Source organism: Holophagales bacterium (assembly GCA_016699405.1).
GTDB lineage: Bacteria > Acidobacteriota > Thermoanaerobaculia > Multivoradales > JAGPDF01 > JAAYLR01.
In genome coordinates this window covers 1,189,696-1,210,852 of the sequence record CP064972.1, presented here as the reverse complement: position 1 = coordinate 1,210,852, position 21,157 = coordinate 1,189,696, and the positions used below count along the sequence as shown (strand labels likewise).

General features: G+C 72.9%; 21 protein-coding genes. 17 read left to right on the top strand and 4 right to left on the bottom strand.

Translation table 11 applies throughout. The features are described 5' to 3' along the window. Positions 1-55 precede the first annotated feature (55 nt). The 8 genes from IPJ17_05145 to IPJ17_05110 all read left to right on the top strand — a co-directional run bounded on the left by IPJ17_05145 (position 56) and on the right by IPJ17_05110 (position 8,002). A complete protein-coding gene (locus IPJ17_05145; protein QQR74969.1) occupies positions 56-664 on the top strand; it encodes a TetR/AcrR family transcriptional regulator in 609 nt (202 codons plus the stop codon). After that, the gene (locus IPJ17_05140; GenBank protein QQR74968.1) at positions 661-2,040 is read left to right on the top strand and encodes a TolC family protein; all 1,380 of its coding nucleotides are present in this window, start codon (positions 661-663) and stop codon (positions 2,038-2,040) included. Before IPJ17_05145 ends, IPJ17_05140 begins: the two co-directional genes overlap by 4 nt. Then, on the top strand, positions 2,037-3,044 hold the full coding sequence (locus tag IPJ17_05135) for an HlyD family efflux transporter periplasmic adaptor subunit (protein ID QQR74967.1): 1,008 nt from the start codon (positions 2,037-2,039) through the stop codon (positions 3,042-3,044). The genes IPJ17_05140 and IPJ17_05135 overlap by 4 nt, the downstream gene beginning before the upstream one ends. A gap of 53 nt (positions 3,045-3,097) precedes the next feature. Further along, entirely contained in the window at positions 3,098-4,015 is a 918-nt protein-coding gene (locus IPJ17_05130) for an ABC transporter ATP-binding protein (GenBank protein ID QQR76095.1), read from the top strand. 53 nt (positions 4,016-4,068) lie between these two features. Further along, positions 4,069-4,683: a hypothetical protein gene (locus IPJ17_05125; protein ID QQR74966.1), complete on the top strand. Its 615-nt coding sequence runs from the start codon at positions 4,069-4,071 to the stop codon at positions 4,681-4,683. Between the two features lie 97 nt (positions 4,684-4,780). Then, entirely contained in the window at positions 4,781-5,728 is a 948-nt protein-coding gene (locus IPJ17_05120; GenBank protein ID QQR74965.1) for an ABC transporter ATP-binding protein, read from the top strand. Between the two features lie 34 nt (positions 5,729-5,762). After that, positions 5,763-6,881 carry an ABC transporter permease gene (locus IPJ17_05115; protein ID QQR76094.1) on the top strand — a complete coding sequence of 373 codons (1,119 nt, stop codon included), beginning with the start codon at positions 5,763-5,765 and terminating at the stop codon, positions 6,879-6,881. 41 nt (positions 6,882-6,922) lie between these two features. Further along, positions 6,923-8,002, top strand: a complete 1,080-nt coding sequence (locus IPJ17_05110; GenBank protein ID QQR76093.1) for an ABC transporter permease — start codon at positions 6,923-6,925, stop codon at positions 8,000-8,002. A 36-nt stretch (positions 8,003-8,038) separates the two neighbouring features. On the opposite strand, the gene IPJ17_05105 is transcribed toward IPJ17_05110, so the two are convergent. Continuing rightward, the gene (locus IPJ17_05105) at positions 8,039-8,767 is read right to left on the bottom strand and encodes a DUF1211 domain-containing protein (protein ID QQR74964.1); all 729 of its coding nucleotides are present in this window, start codon (positions 8,765-8,767) and stop codon (positions 8,039-8,041) included. A 148-nt stretch (positions 8,768-8,915) separates the two neighbouring features. Here IPJ17_05105 and IPJ17_05100 point away from each other — a divergent pair, with 148 nt between their 5' ends. The 5 genes from IPJ17_05100 to IPJ17_05080 are packed head-to-tail and all read left to right on the top strand — an operon-like array spanning position 8,916 to position 13,877. Further along, positions 8,916-10,289: a potassium transporter gene (locus IPJ17_05100; protein ID QQR74963.1), complete on the top strand. Its 1,374-nt coding sequence runs from the start codon at positions 8,916-8,918 to the stop codon at positions 10,287-10,289. Between the two features lie 14 nt (positions 10,290-10,303). Next, the gene (locus IPJ17_05095; protein ID QQR74962.1) at positions 10,304-10,960 is read left to right on the top strand and encodes a TrkA family potassium uptake protein; all 657 of its coding nucleotides are present in this window, start codon (positions 10,304-10,306) and stop codon (positions 10,958-10,960) included. Between the two features lie 16 nt (positions 10,961-10,976). Further along, positions 10,977-11,696, top strand: a complete 720-nt coding sequence (locus IPJ17_05090) for a noncanonical pyrimidine nucleotidase, YjjG family (protein ID QQR74961.1) — start codon at positions 10,977-10,979, stop codon at positions 11,694-11,696. Positions 11,697-11,703: 7 nt separating this feature from the next. After that, positions 11,704-12,687, top strand: a complete 984-nt coding sequence (locus tag IPJ17_05085; GenBank protein ID QQR74960.1) for a hypothetical protein — start codon at positions 11,704-11,706, stop codon at positions 12,685-12,687. Further along, positions 12,684-13,877, top strand: a complete 1,194-nt coding sequence (locus tag IPJ17_05080) for a hypothetical protein (GenBank protein QQR74959.1) — start codon at positions 12,684-12,686, stop codon at positions 13,875-13,877. The genes IPJ17_05085 and IPJ17_05080 overlap by 4 nt, the downstream gene beginning before the upstream one ends. Positions 13,878-13,913: 36 nt before the next feature. On the opposite strand, the gene IPJ17_05075 is transcribed toward IPJ17_05080, so the two are convergent. From IPJ17_05075 to IPJ17_05065, 3 genes are all read right to left on the bottom strand, one after another. Then, a complete protein-coding gene (locus IPJ17_05075; protein ID QQR76092.1) occupies positions 13,914-14,714 on the bottom strand; it encodes an SDR family oxidoreductase in 801 nt (266 codons plus the stop codon). Positions 14,715-14,804: 90 nt separating this feature from the next. Continuing rightward, positions 14,805-16,538: a diguanylate cyclase gene (locus tag IPJ17_05070; protein ID QQR74958.1), complete on the bottom strand. Its 1,734-nt coding sequence runs from the start codon at positions 16,536-16,538 to the stop codon at positions 14,805-14,807. Further along, positions 16,535-17,539 (bottom strand): P1 family peptidase, encoded by a 1,005-nt coding sequence (locus IPJ17_05065; protein ID QQR74957.1) that lies wholly within the window; start codon positions 17,537-17,539, stop codon positions 16,535-16,537. Before IPJ17_05065 ends, IPJ17_05070 begins: the two co-directional genes overlap by 4 nt. Before the next feature lie 135 nt (positions 17,540-17,674). On the opposite strand from IPJ17_05065, the gene IPJ17_05060 reads away from it, so the two are divergent. The 4 genes from IPJ17_05060 to glmU are packed head-to-tail and all read left to right on the top strand — an operon-like array spanning position 17,675 to position 21,156. Beyond that, on the top strand, positions 17,675-18,169 hold the full coding sequence (locus IPJ17_05060) for a roadblock/LC7 domain-containing protein (GenBank protein QQR74956.1): 495 nt from the start codon (positions 17,675-17,677) through the stop codon (positions 18,167-18,169). Positions 18,170-18,177: 8 nt separating this feature from the next. Then, complete coding sequence (locus tag IPJ17_05055) at positions 18,178-18,762, top strand: gliding-motility protein MglA (GenBank protein ID QQR74955.1); 585 nt, start codon at positions 18,178-18,180, stop codon at positions 18,760-18,762. A gap of 18 nt (positions 18,763-18,780) precedes the next feature. Beyond that, the gene (gene yvcK, locus IPJ17_05050; GenBank protein QQR76091.1) at positions 18,781-19,674 is read left to right on the top strand and encodes a uridine diphosphate-N-acetylglucosamine-binding protein YvcK; all 894 of its coding nucleotides are present in this window, start codon (positions 18,781-18,783) and stop codon (positions 19,672-19,674) included. A gap of 54 nt (positions 19,675-19,728) precedes the next feature. Beyond that, positions 19,729-21,156 carry a bifunctional UDP-N-acetylglucosamine diphosphorylase/glucosamine-1-phosphate N-acetyltransferase GlmU gene (glmU, locus tag IPJ17_05045; GenBank protein QQR74954.1) on the top strand — a complete coding sequence of 476 codons (1,428 nt, stop codon included), beginning with the start codon at positions 19,729-19,731 and terminating at the stop codon, positions 21,154-21,156. The last annotated feature ends 1 nt before the right edge of the window (position 21,157 follow it).

Below are 21,157 nucleotides of genomic sequence, written 5' to 3'. Positions count from 1 at the left end.
AGAGGTAAGTGTATGCTCACTCACGTAAGTGATGACCAACTCACAACCATCCCCCTTGGCCCTCGAGCCCACGCCGCGACAGACGGAGATCCTCGAGCAGGCTCTTCAGCTCGTCCAGGCGCACGGGCTCGCCAACCTCACGCTCAAGAAGGTCGCCGAGCGGGTCGGCTTCACCGAGGCGGCGATCTATCGCCACTTCGCGAACAAGGAAGAGCTGCTCTTCGGGTTGATCGGTTCGCTCCAGGGCCGTCTGCTCGGGCCGATCTCGGCGATCGCCGCCGATCGCACCCTCCCGGCAGCCGAGCGAGTCGAGCGCATGGTGCGCCACCACGTCGGTCTCCTGCGAGCCACCCAAGGCCTGCCGATCTTGTTGATGGCCGAAGGGCTCGCCAGCGGTGACCAGCGACTGATCGAGCGCCTCGCCCGGGTGATGCGCGCCTATCTCGGACAGCTGACGACGGTGCTCGCCGAGCTCGAACCGCCGGTCGGCGTCGCGCCGTCGCGGCATGCGCTCCTCTTTCTCGGTCTGCCGGCCGCTCTCGGCATGCAGGCGCGCGCCAACCCCGACCTCGCCCCGGGCGACGACGAGGTCGAGGAGCTCGTCCGCTTCTACGTCAACGCGCTCACCAGCGGAACGCACCGGCTCGAGGAGAGCAAGCGATGAGCACCCGATCGAACCTCCGCGACTGGCGATTGCTCGTCGCGTTCGCGGCGGCCTCGGCGCTGCTCGCCGCCGCCGCCGCCGAGGCCGCCGAGGCCGCCGACGCCACCGAGCCCCTGCGCCTGTCGACCGCGGTGACCCAGGCCCTTGCCAGCCACCCGACGCTCGCCGTCTCGCGTGCCCGTCTCGCGGACGCGCAAGAGGCGATCGGCGAGGCCCGAGCGGCGCACGGACCCGTCGCGCGCCTGCTGCTGAGCGGCACCGAGTACCGCGGCGTCATGCCAGTCACACCGATCCACGGCTTCGGACCCGGCCAGATCCCCGCCTTCGACGACACCCTCGTCGGCGCGACACTGAACCTCAGCTACACCCTCTTCGACTCGGGTGCCCGTCGCGAGCGACTGCGCCAGGCCACGGCCCAGCTCGACGCCGGCTCGGCCGCACTGTCCACCGCCGCGCAGACCCTGGCCGCTCGCATCGCCACCGCCTGGACGGGGGCCATCTCTCGCCAGGAGACGCTCGCGGCCCAGCGGACGAGAGTCGGCGCCGTACGCGCCGAGCTCGCGCGCGTCGAGACGCTCCTCGCCGCGGGCCGCGCTCCCGAGGTCGAACGGCTGCGCGCCGAGGCGGCCCTGGCCTCGGCGGAGGCTGAAGAGGCGCGCCTCGCGACGGCGCTCGACAGCGCCGAACGGGACCTCGCCCGGCTTCTCGGCCTGCCTCCGGAGGCCACCCGGGTCGCCGCCTTGGCGCCGCTTCGCACGCCCGACGCGCCCACCTCGGCGCGCGAGACGCTGCAGAGCCAAGCGGTCGCGGCGAGCCCGGCAGTCGCCCAGGCGCGGGCCGCTCTCGCCGCCGCCGAAGCGGCCCGCGCCCTGGCCCGCACGGCCTATTTCCCGGACCTGCGCGCCACCGGCGCCGTGCAGGAGCTCGCCGGCGCCGACCTCGCCTTCAGCAACGAATGGAACGTCGGCCTCGCGCTCAGCGTGCCGCTCTGGGACGGCGGGGCCACCGACCGCCGGGTGGCTCGCGCCGGCACGGCGATCGACGAGGCGCGCGCCCGCCTGGCCCAGGCGGAGCTCGACGTCCGCGAAGCGGTCGATCGTGCGCTCGCCGGCTACGCCGACGCCGACGCCCGCAGCGCCGCGCTCGGCCGAGCCGAAGCTCGCCTGGTCGAGGTCGCTCGCATCCAGAAGCTGCTCCTCGAGGTCGGCTCGGGGACACAGGTCGACTACCTGGCTGCCGAAGCCGAGCTCGCCGGCACCCGCGCCGCCCTCGCCGAAGCGGCGAGCGCCGCGCGCGTCGCGCGGGTCGAGCTCGCTCGCGCCACGGGCGAGATCTCGCCCGCCTGGCTCGCCGAGAACCTGGAGAGTCCGCAATGAGCCCGAAGCGCATCGTCCCGCCGATTCTCGTCCTCGTCGCCGCCGGCTACGCGATCTGGACCTTCGTCCTCAAGCCGCGCTCTCCCGTCTCGGACCTCGTCGCCTCCGGCACCGTCGAAGCGACCGATGCCCAGCTCGGCTTCCAGGCGCCGGGCCGCATCGTCGAGATCACCAAGAAGGAGGGGGAGCGCGCCGCCGCCGGTGAGCTGCTCGCCCGGCTCGACGCCACCGAGATGGAAGCCCGACGCACCCAGGCGGCCGCGTCCGTCGCCGCCGCCGAGGCTCAGCTCGCCGAGCTCTCGACCGGCTTCCGGCGCGAAGAGGTGGCGCAGGCACGTGCCGCCCTCGCCGGTGCCACCGAGCGCGTGGCGGACGCCGAGCGGGACCGCGAGCGCGCGACGACGCTCTTCGCCGGACGCGCGGTGAGCCGCGAGGCGCTCGACAAGGCGACCTTCGCCCTCGACCTGGCCAAGGCACAGCGCGATCAGGCGAGCGAGCAGGTCCGTCTGCTCGAACGCGGCCAGCGCCCGGAACGGGTCGACGCCGCCCGCGCCCAGCTCGCCGCCGCCGAGGCGGCTCTCGCCACGTTCGACGCGACGCTCGCCAACCTCCGACTCGTCGCGCCCTTCGCCGGCGTCGTCACCGTCCGCCACCGCGAGCCCGGCGAGATCGTCGGCGCCGGCGCCGCGGTGCTCACCCTGATGAACCCGGACGACCGTTGGGTGCGCATCTATGTCCCGGAGAACCGCCTCGGTGCCGTCCGCCTCGGCGCCCCGGCGTCGATCGTCTCCGACAGCTACCCGGGCAAGCGCTACCCCGGCGAGGTCTCCTTCATCGCCAGCGAGGCCGAGTTCACCCCGAAGAACGTGCAGACCGCCGAAGAGCGTGTGCGACTGGTCTACGCGGTCAAGGTGCGGATCACCGGCGATCCCCAGATCGAGCTCAAGCCCGGCCTGCCGGCCGACGTGACGCTCGACGTCGCCGCGGGGGCGCCTCCGCAGTGAGCGGAGCCAGCTCCGACGCGGCGACCGCCGCTCGTCTCCGCGGCGCCGCGACGATCGAGGTCCGCGGCCTCGCCCGCCGCTTCGGCGCGCGCACCGCCGTCGCCGGGCTCGATTTCCGCGTCGCTCCGGGAGAGCTCTTCGGCCTCGTCGGCCCGGACGGCGCGGGCAAGACGACGACCCTGCGGATGCTCGCCGGCGTGCTCCGCCCGAGCGAAGGCGACGCACTCGTCGACGGCATCTCGGTTGCCCGCGAACCCGAGCGCGTCAAGCCGCACCTCGCCTACATGTCGCAGCGCTTCGGGCTCTACACCGACCTGACGGTCGAAGAGAACCTCGACTTCTACGCCGACCTCTACCGCGTGCCGCGCGCCGAACGCGCCGCGCGCCTCGCCCGGCTCTACGCCTTCTCCAATCTCGAGCCGTTCCGCGAACGGCTCGCCGGCGCGCTTTCCGGCGGGATGAAGCAGAAGCTCGGCCTGTCCTGCGCGCTCGTCCACGAGCCGCGGGTGCTGCTGCTCGACGAGCCGACCTTCGGAGTCGACCCGGTGTCGCGCCGCGACCTCTGGCGCATCGTCCACGAGATGGTCGGTCACGGGGTGACCGCCGTCGTCTCGACCGCCTACCTCGACGAGGCGGAGCGCTTCGACCGATTGGCGCTCCTCTACCGCGGGCGGCTGCTCGCCGTCGACACGCCGCGCGCTCTCCAGGCGAGCTTTTCCGGCGCGCTCTTCGAGCTTCGCCTCAGCCGGCCGCGCGCCGCCCGAGCGGCGATCGAGGCCTTGCCGGGAGTCGAGCGCGCCCAGGTCTTCGGCGACCGTCTCCATGTCACCGTCGGCGACGAGGCCGCCGCCGAGATGCCGGCGCGTCTCGCCCGCTCCCTCGGCGAAGGCCTGTCTCACGTCGCCCGGATCGAGCCGTCGCTCGAGGACGTCTTCCTCGCTCGCATCGCTGAGGCGGAGGCTCTCGCGTGAACCTCGCCACGTCAATCCATCCCCGCAGCTTCGTTCCCTTCCCGAGGTCTTCCATGGTGGCTCGCCCTCTGCGCTCCTCGCAGGTCCTGACGCTTCTTGCTCTCGCTCTCCCGCTCGCCGCCGCGCCGGCGCGAGCCCACTGCGACACTCTCGACGGCCCGGTCGTGGTCGACGCCCGCGCCGCGCTGTCGGCAGGCGACCCGACGCCGGTGCTCAAGTGGGTGCAGCCGGCCGACGAGGCCGAGATCCGCGCCGCCTTCACCCGCGCCCTCGCCGTGCGTGCCGCCGGTGGCGCCGCCGCCGGGCTCGCCGACACCTGGTTCTTCGAGACCGTGGTTCGCGTCCATCGCGCCGGCGAGGGAGCGCCGTTTACCGGTCTCAAGCCCGCCGGCGCCGTCGAGCCACCGATCGCCATGGCCGATCGCGCGCTCGCCGACGGGTCGGTCGACGAGCTCGCGGCCAAGATCGGGCAACACGCCAGCGCCGCTGTCGCCGAGCGCTTCCGTCGCGTCGTCGAGGCCCGCGCGCACGCCGGCGAGAGCGTCGACAAGGGACGCGAGTACGTGGCCGCCTACGTCGACTACGTGCACTTCGTCGCGGGCGTGGTGGAGGCGGTCCACCGCGGACCGGGCCACGCCGAGGCTGGCGCCCCGGCACACGCCCACTGAGCCCTCGAGAGGAAGCCGAGCCGCGGATGTCCAACTCCCTCCCGCACCTTCCCGCTCCGCGCACCCGGCGCACGCTGTCGCGATCGCGAGGACGACGATGAGCGGCACGACGATCGCCGTCGAAGTGCGCGAGCTGACGAAGCGCTTCGGCGACTTCCTCGCCGTCGACCGCGTGAGCTTCACGGTGAGAGAGGGCGAAGTCTTCGGCTTTCTCGGACCGAACGGCGCCGGCAAGACGACGACGATCAAGATGCTCACCGGCCTCGTCGCGCCGAGCGCCGGGCGCGCCACGGTGGCCGGCTTCGACGTCGCCCGCGAGCGCGCCGCGGTGAAGCGCTCGATCGGCTACATGTCGCAGCTCTTCTCGCTCTATGGCGACCTGACGGTCGAGGAGAACATCGCCTTCTTCTCCGGCCTTTACGGCGTCGCCGACGAGCGGCGTGCCGCGCGGGCCGAGTGGGTGCTCGGAATGGCCGGCCTCGCCGGCGAACGCGGACGGCTGACCGGCGAGCTCTCGCTCGGCTGGAAGCAGCGCCTGGCGCTCGGCTGCGCGGTTCTGCACGAGCCGGCGATCCTCTTCCTCGACGAACCGACCTCCGGCGTCGACCCGATCTCGCGCCGCCGCTTCTGGGACCTCATCTACTCGCTCGCCGAGGGCGGCACCACCGTCTTCGTCAGCACCCACTACATGGAGGAAGCCGAGTACTGCCACCGCCTGGCGCTGATGAACCGCGGGCGGCTGATCGCGCTCGACTCCCCGGCGGGTCTGCGCCGGGCCGCCCAGGAGCCGCTCCTCGAGCTGGCGGTCGACGACGCCGTCGGTGCGCTCGCGGCGCTCGAGGAGGAGCCCGAGGTGGTCCGCGCCGGTCTGTTCGGGCGGCTCCTCCACGTCACCGTGCGCGACCCCCAGGCGGCGCTCGGTGCGCTCGGCGGCCGGCTCGCCGCACACGGCCTGACGCTGCGGAGCGCGCAGCCCATCGAGCCCTCGCTCGAAGACGTGTTCATCTCGCTCGTCGCCGGTGCCGGCGGAGCTCGCGAGGATTGAGCATGGCCACTCGACTTCCCGAGATCGGGCGATGATCGACGCCACCCGTCTCGCCGCCATTGCCCGCAAGGAGGCGCGCCAGCTCGCGCGCGACCGGCGGAGCCTGCTGCTCGCCTTTGCCCTGCCGCTCGCGCTGCTCGTCTTCTTCGGCTACGCGATCTCCTGGGACGTGCGCGACATCGCTCTCGCCGTGGTGGACCAGGATCGCACGCCGGAGAGCCGCGACCTGACCGAGGCGTTCCTGGCGTCCGGCTACTTCACCCTGGTCGCCCGGCCGGCCAGCGCCAGCGCGGCTCCGGCGCTCTTCGCTCGCGGTGCGGCGCAGGTCGTGCTGGTCGTGCCGCCGGGATTCGCCGCTCGGCTCGGCGCCGGTCGCGTCGCCGAGGTCCAGGCCCTGCTCGACGGCAGCGACGCGAACACGGCGACGATCGCCATGGCCTACTCGGAGGCGGTCGCCCGGACCTTCGGCCAGCGGGTGGTGCTGCGGGGCGAGCGGCTCGCCCTGCCGCTCACCGCCGAGAGCCGCGTCTGGTTCAACGAAGAGCTGGCCAGCCGCAACATGATCGTCCCCGGGCTGGTGGCGGTGATCATGATGATCATCGCCGCGATGCTCACCTCGCTGACCATCGCGCGCGAGTGGGAGCGCGGCACGATGGAGCAGCTCGCGGCCACACCGGTCTCGCGCCTCGAGGTCGTGCTCGGCAAGCTGCTCCCCTACCTCGGCATCGGCCTCGTCGACGTCACCGTCTGCAGCGCCCTCGGCGTCTGGCTCTTCGGCGTTCCCTTCCGCGGCAGCGTCTGGCTGCTCGGCGGCCTCTCGCTGCTCTTCCTCACCGGTGCGCTCGGCCTCGGCCTCTTCATCTCCGCAGCCACCCGCTCGCAGATGCTGGCGACGCAGGTGGCGATGCTCGCCACCTTCCTGCCGGCCTTTCTGCTTTCCGGCTTCATGTTCGCCATCGAGACGATGCCGGCGCCGTTGCGGTTCATCACGCTGCTGGTGCCGGCACGCTACTTCCTGGTGGTGACGCGCGGCATCTTCCTCAAGGGGGTGGGCCCCGACGTGCTGGCGGCGCAGGCGATCCTCATGGTCCTCTTCGCCGTCGTCGGCCTGACGCTCGCCGTGCGCAGCTTCCACAAGGAGCTCGAGGGATGACCGCGTCGCCGCTCACGCTCTCCCTGCGCCGGACCTTCGAGATGGTGCGCAAGGAGCTCCGCCAGGTCTTTCGCGACCCCCGAATGGCGCGCGTGCTCTTCGTCGCGCCAATCCTGCAACTGATGGTGATGGGTTATGCGGTCTCGACCGACGTCCGCCACACCCGCCTGATGCTGGTCGACCAGGACGGCAGCGCGGCTTCCCGGGAGCTGCTCTCCTCCTTCACCGCCGGCGGCTACTTCGACCTCGCCGAGCGCTCGTCTCGACCGGCCGATCTCGTCGACGCGCTCGACCACGGACGGGTGATCGCCGGCCTGGTGATCCCCGCCGGCTTCTCCCGCGACCTCGCCGCCGGGCACGCCACCGTCCAACTGGTGTTCGACGGCACGAACTCCAATACCGCGACGATCGCCAAGGGCTACGCCGAGCGCATCGTCTCGACCTTCGCCCTCGCCCGCACCGCGCTCGGTCGCGCGCCGGCGCTCGACGTGCGGCTACGCGCCTGGTACAACCCCGACCTCGAGAGCCGCAATTACAACGTGCCGGCGGTCATCGGCGCCCTGCTGCTGCTCGTCTGCCAGTTGATGACCGCGCTCGCCGTGGTGCGCGAGCGCGAGATCGGGACGCTCGAGCAGTTGCTGGTCTCGCCGCTGCGCGCCCACGAGCTGATCCTCGGCAAGACGCTCCCCTTCGCCGCCATCGGCCTCGTCGACCTGGGCCTCATCAGCACGGTGGCCCTCCTCTGGTTCGAGGTGCCGTTCCGTGGCAATCCCCTGCTGCTCGTCGGTGCCTCGCTGCTCTTCCTGCTCTGCGCGCTCGGCCTCGGCCTGCTGATCTCGACCGTCTCGTCGACACAGCAGGAGGCCTTCCTGTCGTCCTTCCTGATCTTCATGCCGACGCTGCTGCTCTCCGGGTTCATGTTCCCCGTCTCCAGCATGCCGAAGATCTTCCAGTGGATGACGCTGGTCAACCCGCTGCGCCACTACCTGACGATCGTCCGTGGCGTCTTCCTCAAGGGCGTCGGCGCGGCGGACGTCGGACCCCAACTGCTCGCGCTCGCGCTCATCGCCGCGACGCTCCTCACGCTGGCGGTCGCCCGCTTCGCCCGCGCCCGCGACTGACGGGAGCGCACGACCGACGACCGGCACGCCTCGCGGTCAATCGCCGCGGCGCGTTCGCCCGGCGCGTCGCGCGTAGCGCTTCGCCACCGCCGGCATGGTGACGACGAGCGACATGTAGACGAATCCGGCCCAGACGCCGAGGCGCGCGGGCAGCACGCCGGCGGCGAGCGCCGAGACGATGCCGGTGGCGCTCATCACGGCGTTGCCGGCGATCGCCTGTTCCGTCAGCAGGCGCTCGCTCGCGTCGAGATGGAGACCCGGCGCCCGCGCCGCCCGCCAATGGAGCCCCCCGAGCATCGCGGTCTGCAGCGCGAAGCCGAGACCGTAGACGACGAAGAGCCCGGTGAGATCGCCGAGGTTCGTCATCACGAAGCTCGACGGGAGCCGGCCACCGCTGGCGAAGGCCATGAACGCCGAGGCGACCATGCGCAGCGGGTAGACGTAGACGAGCATCACGAAGACCATCGCCAGGCTGAGCAGGATGGTCCAGCCGTCCTCGAGACCGTAGCGCCGGCTCCAACGCCGGTGGGCGAGCCAGAGCAGGACGATCGCCGCGAAGCTGGCGAGGAACGCGGGAGCATCCCGCAGCGCATCGAGGAGCGCCGCGTAGCTGGTCGGCACCACGCCGCCGGCCACCACGAGCAGGGTCACGGCGAACGCGTAGGCCGCATCGCAGAACGCCTCGACCCGCGTGGTCTCGAGACCGCGCAGGCGGAAGCCGCCCTCCACGGTCAACGCCGCCAACCTCTCGTCCGTCCAGGTCAACGCACCTCCTCCGACGCCAAGCGGGCGCCCCTCCCCCCTCGCGCTGCCGAGCGGGGTCTTCCGACGTCGTCGCCGCGGGACAATAGCAGGGCCCCGGCGGTCGCGAACGGGGGCGCACCGGGCGCGCTCGGCGATTTCCCGCTTAGACTTGCCGCACGTGCTCGCCGCCCGACGCCGCTCCGCCTTTCGCCTGGCCGCCATGCCGGCGCACCATCAGGTCGCTTCGTCGTTCCTCCTGCTGATCGCCGTCGGTACCGGCCTCCTGCTGTTGCCGGCCTCCACCCCGGCCGGGCAGCCGATCGCGGTTGTCGACGCGCTCTTCACCGCGACGAGCGCGGCCTGCGTTACCGGCCTCGCGGTGCGCGACACCGGCACCGGCTTCACCCTGTTCGGCCAGGGGGTGATCCTCGCGCTCGTCCAGCTCGGCGGCCTGGGGATCATGACGCTCTCGCTGCTCGTCTTCACCCTCGGCGGCCGGCTGGCGATCAGCCAGCTCTCGCTCGTCGAACAGACGCTCGCCGCCCCCGGCAGCCCCGACCTGCGCCGGCTCGTGCGCCTCGTCTTCGTGACGACCTTCGGTGCCGAGGCGATCGGCGCGCTGCTGTTGGCGCTGCGGTGGCGCGAGAGCCTGGGGCCCACCCGAGCCGTCTGGTACGGCCTCTTCCATGCCGTGAGCGCTTTCTGCAACGCCGGCTTCTCGCTCTTTGCCGACAACCTCGTCGGCTGGCGCTCCGACTGGCCGGTCAATCTCGTGGTGATCGCCTTGATCGTCCTCGGCGGCCTCGGATTCCTCGTGCTGCACGACCTGCGACGCACCGGCGGGCGCTTCGGCCGCCTCGGCTTGCATGCACGCCTGGCGCTCAGCATGACGGCGATCCTCGTCGTCGGCGGCACGCTCGCCCTCTGGGGAATCGAGGGCCGGAGCTCCTTCGCCGCCATGTCGCCGGGCGAGCGATTCCAGGCGTCGCTCTTCCAGAGCGTCACGGCGCGCACCGCCGGATTCAACACCGTCGATCTCGCGACGCTCGCCCCGGCGAGCCTTCTGCTGCTGATGCTCCTGATGTTCGTCGGCGGCTCGCCCGGGTCGTGCGCCGGTGGCATCAAGACGACGACCGCGGCCATCCTCGCGTTGACCACCCGCGCGCGCCTCGGCGGCCGGCAGCACGTCAACCTCTTCCATCGCACGCTGCCGCCGCATCTCGTGCAGACAGCGTTCGCCCTGACCAGTCTGGCGTTCGCCGCGGCGGCGCTCGGCCTCTTCGCCCTCCTGTTGCTCGAGGCGCCCGGCGTGCGCGAGGGCCGCTTCTCGCCCCTCGACCTGGCCTTCGAGACGATTTCGGCGCTCGGTACCGTGGGGCTCTCGACCGGAACGACGCCGCGGCTCGGCGAGGGGGCGCGTCTGGTGCTGAGCGCCTTGATGTTCGTCGGCCGGGTGGGGCCGCTGACGCTGGTGGCCGTCTTCGTCGGCGACGAACGGCCCGGGGACCTGCGTCACCCCGAAGAGCCGGCGATGGTCGGCTGAGGAGGAGAGCGACGATGGCGAGGATTGCGGTGATCGGGCTCGGACGCTTCGGCTCGCACGTGGCGCGCGAGGCGTTCCGCCATGGCCACGAGGTGCTGGCCATCAGCATCGACGCGGCCAACGTCCAGCAGCTGCGCGACGAGTCGAGCCGCGCCGTGGTGGCCGATGCGCGCGACCGCGAACGGCTCGTCGCTCTGCGGCTCGGCGAGGACTACGACGCCGTCGTGGTGAGCCTGGGCGAGAACGTCGAGGCCTCGGCGCTCATCGTGCTGCACCTGCGCGAGCTCGGGGCGCGCCGGATCATCGCCAAGGCCGGGTCGGCGGACCACGGCAAGCTCCTCGCGCTCATCGGGGCCCACGAGGTCGTCTTCCCGGAGATGGAGTCGGCCCACCGGCTGGCGATGCGCCTCTCCTCGCGCAGCCTAGTCGAGTACCTGCCGCTCGGCGACGAGCACGGCGTCGAGGAGCTCGCCGCCCCCGCTCCCTTCGTCGGGCAACGGCTCGACGAGCTGCGCCTGCCCGCCCGTTTCGGCGCCCAGGTCGTCGCCGTGCGCGACCGCCGGAGCGGGCGCCTCACGGTGAGCCCGGGGGCCGACTACGTCGTCGCGCCGGACGACCTGCTCGTCGTCCTCGCCACCAACGCCGACCTGCGCCGTCTCCAGGCGCTCTGAGCGCCCGGGATCGACCATGGCCTATCGCCATCTCGTCCTCGACGCCGACGGCACGCTCTTCGACTTCGCCCGCAGCGAGCGCGAAGCGCTCGCCCGCACGCTCGCTCTCGAAGGCGTCGTGCTCGACGAGGCGCTCCTCGCCCGCTACCGTGCGATCAGCCTCGAGCTCTGGCAGGCGCTCGAACGCGGCGAGACGACACCCGAGCGGCTGCGCAGCGAGCGCTTCGCGCGCCTCGCCGGCGACGGCGGTCCATCGTTCGACGTCGCGCGCGTCGCCGCACGCTACGTCGCCGAGGTGGCGCTCGGCGTCGACCTCCTGCCGCAGGTCGAGGAGACCCTCGCCGTGCTCGCCGGCCGCACGCAAATGGTGCTCGCCACCAACGGCCTCGCCGCGGTCCAGCGCTCGCGCTTCGCCCGCTCGCCGATCCGCCGCCATTTCGTCGACGTCGTGATCTCCGAAGAGATCGGCGTCGCCAAGCCGAGCCCGGCCTTCTTCGCCGAGGCGCTGCGCCGACTGGGCGATCCGTCCCGCGAGTCCGTCCTGGTCGTCGGCGACAGCCTCTCCGCCGATATCGCCGGCGCCGCCGCCGCCGGGCTCGACGCCTGCTGGTACAACCCGCACCGACTCCCTCTCGGCGACACCCCGCCCCCACGCTTCGTCATCGCCGACCTCGCCGAGCTGCCGGCAATCGTCGGCGATGCCTCGGGACGCGACGGGGCTTCGTCGATCGGATGACCCGACGATGCGCTCCCCCGAAACCGCGCGCGCCATCCCCGAGCTGGTCTCCGCCGGTCTGCTGAGCCCGGAGCGGGCGGCACCGTTGCTGGCGGCGGCGCGGGGGGACCTGGTCTCGGTGCGCGCGGAGCTGCGCACGCTCGCCGGCCTGGCCGTGGCGCTGCTGCTCGGTGGCGCCGGGGCGTTGATTGCCCAGCTCGATGCGGCAATCGGTCCGCTCGTCGTCTCGATCGCCTTGGCGCTCGCTACCGCACTGGCGCTCGTCGCCGCCTGGCGGCGCGCTCCCGCCTTCACCTGGGGGCGCGACGAGCGGAGCGACTGGCTGCTCGACGCCCTCGTCCTCCTGGCGATCGGCCTCGCCGGCGCCGAGCTCGCCTGGATCGAGGTCCACGACACCCCGCTCGGCGCCAACTGGCCCGCCCATCTGCTGATCGTGAGCCTGGTCGCCGGAGCGCTCGCGGTGCGCTTCGACTCGCTCGCCGCCTGGTCGCTCGCCCTCTCGACCTTCGCCGCCTGGCGCGGCGTCGCGCTCACCCCGACAGCGGCCACGGTCGACCGCGCCTTCTCGAGCCACGCGACCGGCTCGCTGCGCGCCAACCTGCTCCTCTGCGCGGCGCTCTTCGCCGTCCTCGGGCTGCTGTCGCGACGGCTCGATCGCAAGGCCCATTTCGAACCGGCGACGACCTTCTTCGCCGTCCTCGCCGCCGGCCTGGGACTCGCTTCCGGCCTCGACAGCCACGGTAACTGGCCGCTCTGGACGCTCGCCCTCGCGATTCTCGGCGGCGGCGTCGCCGTCTGGGCGTTCCGACGGCGACGCCGTGCGCTCTTCGCGCTCGGCGCTCTCGGGCTCTACGTCGCGATGACCCGCCTGCTCTTCGCGCTGCCGTTCGCCGAAGGGATCGGTTGCTTCTGGTTCGCCGCCTCGACGGTCGGTGCGATCGTCGTGCTCGTCGTCGTCCACCGCCGCTTCGAGCGCGAGGCCGCATCATGAGGTCCGAGCTGCGACGCGCCGACGAGCGCCACGAGGTTCTGCGCTCGGTCGCCGGCTGGCGCGCCGACGGGGCGACCGACGCGGCGACGACGGCGGCGATCGTCGCCCGATTCCCCGACGACCGGCGTCGCGCCGCCCCGGCGTTCCGTGTGCTCTTCTTTCTCTTCACCGTTCTCACCGGGCTCGCAGTCTGGGGGTTCGGCATCGCGCTCACCGACGTCTCGCTCTTCGGCGCGGTCGGCAGCGATCGGCACTTCGCGCTCCTCGCCCTCCTCGCGCTGCTCTCCGGCGCCGGCGCCGCATGGGGGCACGGACCCTCGCGACTGCGCGGTTTCGGCGTCGAAGAGGGGCTCGTGGCGCTCGCGGTGGGCTTCTCTGCCGCTGCAGTCGCCGTCCTGCTCGACGCCAGCGGAACGAGCGGGCGACCGTTCGGCGCCATCCTCGGCGCGAGCGTCGCGATCCTGGCGCTGGGCGCCGCCTGGCGCTGGGGAACGCCGCTCTCCGGGGCACTCTTCGCGGCCGGCGCCCTGGCCGCCCTCGTCACCTTCGCCCCGGCTCGCCTTCTCGGAATCGTGGCGGCGATCGCGCTCGCCATGCCCGCGCGGCGCCTCGCACGTGGGGAGCACGGCGCCCCGGCTCATCGCGCGCGTGCCGAGGAGGTCCGCGCCGTCGCGCTCGCTGCGCTCTACCTGGCCGTCCATCCGGCGCCGGCGGTCGCCAAGGCGATCGCGTGGGGACGCTCTCCGGGCGAGGTGGCCTCCGTCCTGTCACCGCCGCTCGAGCTGCTCGCCTGGGCAGCGATCTTCCTGCTCCCGGGCGCGCTCGTGTGGCGCGGCCTCCGAGAGCGCGATCGCCTCGAGCTCGATCTCGGGGCGCTCGGGCTCCTGGCAAGCGGCGTGGCGCTGCGCGCGCGGATTTCGGTGGGACCGCTCTGGCTCGTCCTGCTCGCCGCCGGCACGCTGCTCGGCGCCCTGGCAGTCGCCCTGCGCCATGCCTTCGCGCGCGCCGACGGCAGGCCGCTTGCCGGCTTCACCGACCGCCCGCTCGGCGGCGGCGGCGACGGCCACTGGCTCGAGTTGGCGACGATGCTCGCCGCCTTCACCCCCGCACCACGCCGGAGCGACGAGCCACCCGCGTTTCACGGCGAAGGCGGCGACTTCGGCGGCGGCGGCGCGTCGGCGAAGTTCTGACCGCGACGAGCACGCGGTCACGGTCGAGGGTCTCGCCTACCCGGCGATGTCCTCGCCGCCGTCGACGTTGAGGACGTTGCCGGTGAGCCAGTCGGTTCCGGGCTCCGACAGGGCGACGAGGCAGCGCGCGACGTCTTCCGGGGTGGTGAGGCGACCGGCGGGGTTGCGCGCCTTGGCGCCTTCGATCATCACGTCGTTGCCCGGGATCTTGCGCAGCGCCGGGGTGTCGGTGACGCCGGCCTTGATCGCGTTGGCGGTGACGCCGAGCGGCGCGAGCTCGACGGCGAGCTGGCGGACGTACGCCTCGAGCGCCACCTTGGCGGCCGAGACCGCGCCGTAGGCCTTCCACACCAGGTGGTCGCCCGCCGAGGTCATCGCGTAGATCCGTCCGCCCTTGCCCATCAGCCCGGCACGCACCAGGTCCTGCGCCCAGTAGACGAGCGAGTTGGCCATCACGTCGAGCGTCATCTCGAGCTGTCGCTGGTTGAGCGCTTCCTTCTCGTCCGCAGCGACGAACGGTCGCAGCGTGCCGAAGGCGAGCGAGTGCATCAGCACCCGGACGGATCCCGGCGCGAGCTCGGCAGAGAGCGCGGCGACGATCTCGCGACGCTTGTCGGGGTCGGCCGCATTGGCGTTGAAGAAACGCGCCGGGCGTCCGTGGGCCTCGAGCGCCGCGACGATCTCGGCGACGTGGGCGAGGCCGGCGGCGCGGTCGAGGTGCACTCCGGCGACGCCGTAGCCGTGGGCGGCGAACTCGCGCGCCGCGGCTTCGCCGAAGCCGCTCGAGGCGCCGAGGATGAGGGCGGTGGGGACAGTCTGGCTCACGGAACCTCCGATCGGGGTCTCCCCCGTCTGCGATACGGCGTTGGGCGCGGATTCTAGCCCGCAACGGCCGCCGTGCCGGAAGGGAAGGACCGGGCGGCGAGGTCAGGCGAAGATGCGGGGGGCTTCGGCGGGGCTCTTGGGCGAGGCGCCGTCGACGATCTCGCCCGCGGCGGTGCGGAAGCGGCCGCCGCCGGCGTCGAGCAGGCAGCGGTTGCGGCCGGCGCGTTTCGCCTCGTAGAGCGCCGCGTCGGCGAGCTGGAGGAGCTCGGCGGCGCTGCGCACGTGGAGCTCGGGAAAGGCCGCGACGCCGGCGCTGGCGCGCAGCGGCACGATCTCGCCGCTCTCGACGCGGAGCTCGAGCCGCTCGATCGCCCGCCGGGCACGTTCGGCGATCTCGAGCGCGGTCTCTCCGCCGGTGTCTTCGAGCAGCAGGGTGAACTCCTCGCCGCCGTAGCGAGCGCAAAGATCGCGCTCGCGACAGTGGTCCATCAGCGCGCGGGAGCAGAGCTTCAGCGCCTGGTCGCCGACCGCGTGACCGTGCGTGTCGTTGATCCGCTTGAAGTGGTCGAGATCGCACATGACGAGCGCCACCGGGCTGCCGGTCTCCCGCGAGCGCTCGAAGGCGAGGGCGAGGCGCCGCTCGAGCAGGCGCCGCACCGAGGCTCCGGTGAGCGGGTCCTCGCGCGCCTCGCGGTCGAGCAACGCTCCCTGCACCGACCCGGCCATCTGCGGCAGTAGCGCCTCGAGCAGCTCGACGCCGCCGGGGTCGAGCTGGCGCGGGTCGGTCCACAGGCGCAGTCGCGCCACCGGCGCCCCTTCGGCCACCAGGGGGTAGTCGAGCACCCGCCATTCGGGGCGCCGGTGGAACCCGGGGATCGCCGGCGGCGTCTTCGGCGGCGCCGGCTCACCGGGCTCGGGGCCCCCCTCCTCGCCGGCCCACCAGCTCTGGGCGAGCCCTTGGCGCGGGAAGAGCTCGAACTGGAACCAGGCGAAGCGCAGCAGGTTGCGGCACTCGCCGAGGATCTCCTGCGCGATGCCGGGACGTTGCGGCTGTTCGGCGTGGAGCCGTCGCATCGCCTCGCGGTTGGCCGCCAGGATCTCGCCGAGCCGGCGGTCGCTCGCGGCACGGAAGAGGCCCTGCCGCGCCGCTTCGAGAGCCAGCAGCGTCCAGACGGCGAGCAACGCCAGCCCGAGCCCGACTCGTTCGGGCTGCGCCGCGGCGGCGAGCGAAACCCCCGCCAGCCATCCGGCGGCGTCGACGCCGAGCGGCGCGAGGAGGTCGGCGAGCGGTGGCGGCTCGCTCTCGCGCCGCGCGGCCCGCGCGGTGAGCTCCAACCCGGCCCGCAAGGCGAGGACGGCGACGAGGCTCACCAGGGCGGCGAGCAGCGGGCGCTCCGGCGTGAGCCCCGCCCAGATCGCCCCGCCGCACAGACCGAGGCTCGCGCCGCTGCCGGCGACGGCGACGACCCGCAGGGGGCTCCGGCGCTCGGGCCGTTCCGTCGAGAGGCGCCGGCGCAGGACCCGGGTGAGCACCTCGGCCGTGGGCGCCACGAGGGCGCCGAGCAGCCCGGCACCGAGCGGACCGAGCGCCTGCGCCGCGAACGGCGCCGCCGCCAGTCCGAGCCCGAGCCCGGCGCCGCCGAAGGGCCGATGGATCGCCCCGCCGAGGGCCAGAACGGCGAGCGCCACGGCCAGCAGCCACGAGGCCTCCGGCCGCCAGGAGAGCGCCGGGACGACCTGGCCGGCGAGCAGGGCGACCGCCCCGGCGGCCAGCGCCGGGGCCCAGTCGAGCGCCCGCCGCGCCATGCCGACCTGGGCGGTCTGCCGCGGGGTCATCGGACGAGATCCCGCGCCGCGGGGAGCCCCGGGAGTGCGACGGCGTCGCGCACGCCGGAGAGGATCGCCGCGGTGACCGCGTGCTCGGCGAGCACTCCCACCTGGTGGACGTGGGCCGGCCGCCTCCCGAGGGCGAAGGTCACCACGAGGTCGCCGTCGTAGAGCGAGAGCGCCGGCGAAAGCGTGCGATAGAGCCCGCCGAACGCCATCTGGCAGACCTTGAGGCACTCCCCCTTGGTGAGCTCGGCGTCGGTGAGCACGGCGACCAGGGTCGTGTTCTGCTCCCAGCGGTGCACGCTCTGCGGCGGCAGGGCGGCAAGCACGCGCGCAGCGTCGGCGAGCTCGAGGCCCTCCGGGGCGACGCGGCAGCCAGCGACGAGCTCGCCGTTGGCGGGGTCGCGCACGTCGCCGAAGGCGTTGACCGCGGCCAGGGCGGCGACGGTGATGCCGCCCGGCACGGTCAGGCTGGCGAAACCGAAGCCGCCCTTCATCGCCCGATCGAGGCCGAGCACCTTGCCGACGGTCGCCCCGGTCCCCACCCCGACGTTGCCGGTGGCGATCGGACCGCCACCCTCCGAGGCGAGGGCCTGCGCGATCGCCTGCTCCACCTGGGGGCGCCCCGGAGCGACCGGCTGGCCGACCGCGAGATCGAAGAGGATCGCCGTGGGGACGAGCGGTACCCGAGCCACGCCGGTGTCGAAGCCGGCACCGCGCGCGGCGAGGTGCTCGACGACGGCGTCGGCCGCCGCCAACCCGGCCCCACTCCCGCCGGCAAAGACCAGGGCGTGGGAGCGGGTGGCAAGATGAAGCGGATTGACCAGCGAGTCGAACTGGCGGGTCCCGGTCGCCGTGCCCCGCACCTCCGCGGCGGCCACCGCGCCCTCCGGACAGAGCAGCACGGTGACGCCGGTCGCCGCGACCGGATCGCCGCCATGCCCCAGGGCGAGCCCCTCGATCCGAAGCTCCCGGCTCGGAACGGGCAGCGCGGCGAAGGGAGACATCCGCCGGATCTTAGCGCCGGCCGGCCCAGCCCGGCCCGCGGGTTTTCGGTCCCTCGCTGCCATGGCTTACAATGCGGGCTTCGGGGTCCCCAGGCTGGCCTCCAGTCGCTCGCCCGGATCGGGAGAGGTATCGATATGCCGTCCACTGAGTTGGTGCTCTACCAGGAGGAGTTCCAGCGTCTCGAGGCGTCCCTGCGCCGTTTGCGCCAGGACTCGAGCGCCCGGGCCGTCTTCCTGTTCGACAAGAGCGGCCAGCAGATCGCTGCCGCCGGCGAGTTCGAGCAGTTCGACACCACGAGCCTGGCGTCGCTGACCGCCGGCAACGTGGCGGCCACGGACGGTCTGGCCAAGCTGATCGGCGAGCGCGAGTTCTCGACCCTCCACCACGAGGGTCAGCGCGACCACATGCACATCTCGATCGTCGGCAAGCGGGGCATCCTGCTCGTCGTCTTCGACGACCGTTCCTCGCTCGGCCTGGTCCGGCTGCGGGTCAAGCGCTCGAGCGTCGAGCTCGAGAAGATCTTCGAGGAGATGCACGAGAAGGGTCAGCGCACCAGCGAGGGCCAGCCGTTGCAGAGCCCGTTCGCGGAGATCACCGACGAGGACATCGACGCGCTCTTCTCCGAGTAGGCGCGCCCATGACGTTCATCAACTACGCCAGCCGCGAGATCAACTGCAAGATCGTCTACTACGGCCCCGGGCTCGGCGGCAAGACGACCAACCTGCAGTACATCTACACGAAGACCGCACCCGAGTCGAAGGGCAAGATGATCTCGCTTGCCACGGAGACCGATCGCACGCTCTTCTTCGACTTCCTGCCGCTCGACTTGGGGACCATCCGCGGCTTCACCACCCGCTTCCACCTCTACACCGTCCCGGGGCAGGTCTTCTACGACGCCAGCCGCCGGCTCATCCTCAAGGGCGTCGACGGCGTGGTTTTCGTCGCCGACTCGCAAGAGGAGCGGATGGACGCCAACATCGAGTCGATCCGCAACCTCGAAGAGAACCTGCGCGAGCACGGTTTCGACCTGAAGAACATCCCCTACGCACTGCAGTTCAACAAGCGCGACCTGCCGAACATCCTGCCGCTCGCCGACATGTACCGTGTGCTCAACTACAAGCGCGAGCCGACGTTCGAGGGGATCGCCAACCAGGGGGTCGGCGTCTTCGACACCCTCAAGGCCGTCGCCAAGCAGGTCCTGGTCGAGTTGCGCAAGCACTGAGGCCGGCCGTGCCTCCCCCTGCGGCGCGGGCTCGCGCGCGCGCCTCTGACGGGGATCGTCACCGTCGCCGACGACGGCGGCTCCTCGGGACGGCTGCGCCGCGACTTCGGGGTGCTGCCGCCGGGCGACATCCGCAACTGCCTCGCCGCGCTCGCCGACGAAGAGGATCTCCTCACCCGGCTCTTCCAATACCGTTTCGACGCCGGGGAAGGGCTGGCCGGACACCCGTTCGGCAACCTCTTCCTGACCGCCCTGACCGACCTGACCGGCGACTTCTCGCAGGCGATCCTCGCCGCCGAACGGATCCTCTCGGTGCGCGGGCGGATCCTGCCGTCGACCCTCGCCGATGTCCGCCTGCGCGCCCGTGGGGCCTCGGGTCGCTGGCACGAGGGGGAATCGGCCGTGGGCCGGGCCGGCGAGCCGATCCAACGCCTCGCCCTGGTTCCCGCCTCGGCGCCGGCGTTTCCGGCAGCGCTCGCCGCGCTCGCCGAAGCCGACCTGATCGTTCTCGGCCCGGGTTCGCTCTACACCTCGCTGCTTCCCAACCTGCTGATCGACGGCCTGCGGACGGCGCTCGCCCGGCGGCAGGCCCCGGCGGTGCTGCCGCTCAACCTGATGACCCAGCCAGGGGAGACCGACGGGCTCGACGCGGTCGGCCACCTGGCGGCGCTCGAGCGGCACGCCGGCAAGGGTCTGATCGACCTCGTCCTGGTGCATGGCGGCCAAATCCCCGAATCCCGCCTCGCCGCCTACCGGGCGAGCGGCGCCGAACCGGTCGTCGTCGCTCGCCGTGCTCTCGAGCGGCGCGGCGTCGCGGTGGTCGAAGCCGACCTGCTCGCCCCGGGCGATCTGCTGGTGCGCCACGATCCGGCGCGACTCGCCGCCGCCGTTCTCGCCTGCCGCCGCTGCTAGACTTCCCGGGCTTTCGAGGACCTCCAGTCGCCGTTCCGGCGCTTCACTTCCCCCATGCCCAGATCCTCTCCGCTCCCCCGTTTCGCCGTGGTGCTCGCCGCCGGCAAGGGCACCCGGATGAAGTCGTCCCGCCCGAAGGTGCTGCACGAAGCCGGAGGCCGCCCGCTCCTCGGCTGGGTCCTCGCCGCTGCGCGCGCGGCGGGATGTGAACGCCTGGCGGTCATCGTCGGACACGGCGCCGACGCGGTCCGCGGCGCCTTCGCCGCGGAGCCGATTCTCTGGGTCGAGCAGACCGAGCAGCTCGGCACCGGTCACGCCCTCGCCCAGGCCGAGGCCGCTGTCCGCGCCTCGGTCACCGGCGAGTCGCTCCTGCTCGTCCTCTCGGGCGACGTCCCGCTCCTCTCCCCGGCGACGCTCGTCGCCCTCGCCGAGGCGGCCGAGCGCGGCTGGGGCGCGATGGCCACCGCGACGCTCGCCGAGCCGGGAGGGCTCGGGAGAGTGATCGCCCGCCCGGACGGGACGCTTGCGCGCATCGTCGAAGCGGCCGACGCCTCGCCCGCCGAGCGCGCCATCCGCTCGGTCAACGCCGGCCTCTACGCCCTGCGCGCGCCGGCGATCTTCGACGACCTGCGCCGGCTGCGCCCGGACAACGCCAAGGGCGAGCTCTACCTGACCGACGCACTCGGCCTGGCCGCCGAAGACGGCCGGTCGATCGCGCTCGTCGACCTCGACGAGCCGGCCGAGGCCTGGGGGGTCAACGACCGCGCCGACCTCGCCAAGGCCGAGGCCTGGCTTGTCGCCCGCAAGGCTCGCGCCCTGATGGGGGATGGGGTCACGCTCCTCGCCCCGGAGCGCACCCGCGTCGAGGCGCAGGTCGAGATCGGCGCCGACACGGTGCTGCACGCCGACGTCACGCTTCTCGGCGCCACCCGCGTCGGCCGCGGCTGCACGCTCCACCAGGGCGCCTGGTTGCGCAACACCACGGTGGACGACGGCGCGGTCGTCGAACCCTATTCGGTGATCGACGGGGCACACGTCGGACCCGGTTGCCGGGTCGGACCGTTCGCCCGCCTGCGTCCGGGCACGGTGCTCGAGGCCGGCGCGCGCGTCGGCAACTTCGTCGAGGTGAAGAACGCGACGCTCGGCCGCGGCGCCAAGGCGAACCACCTCGCCTATCTCGGCGACGCCTCCGTCGGGGAGCGCGCCAACATCGGCGCCGGCGTGGTGACCTGCAACTACGACGGCGAGGCCAAGCACCGCACGACGGTCGGTGCCGGGGCGTTCGTCGGCAGTGACACGATGCTCGTCGCACCCGTATCCATCGGCGTGGAGGCGACGACGGCCGCCGGTTCGGTCGTCACCAGGGACGTGCCGGACGGCGCGCTCGCCGTCGAGCGCTCCGAGCAGCGCCTCTACCCGGGGTGGGCCGAGCGCCGCAAGCGCCGGACCGCGCCGCGCCGACCGCGACCGGAGAAGGAGTAGC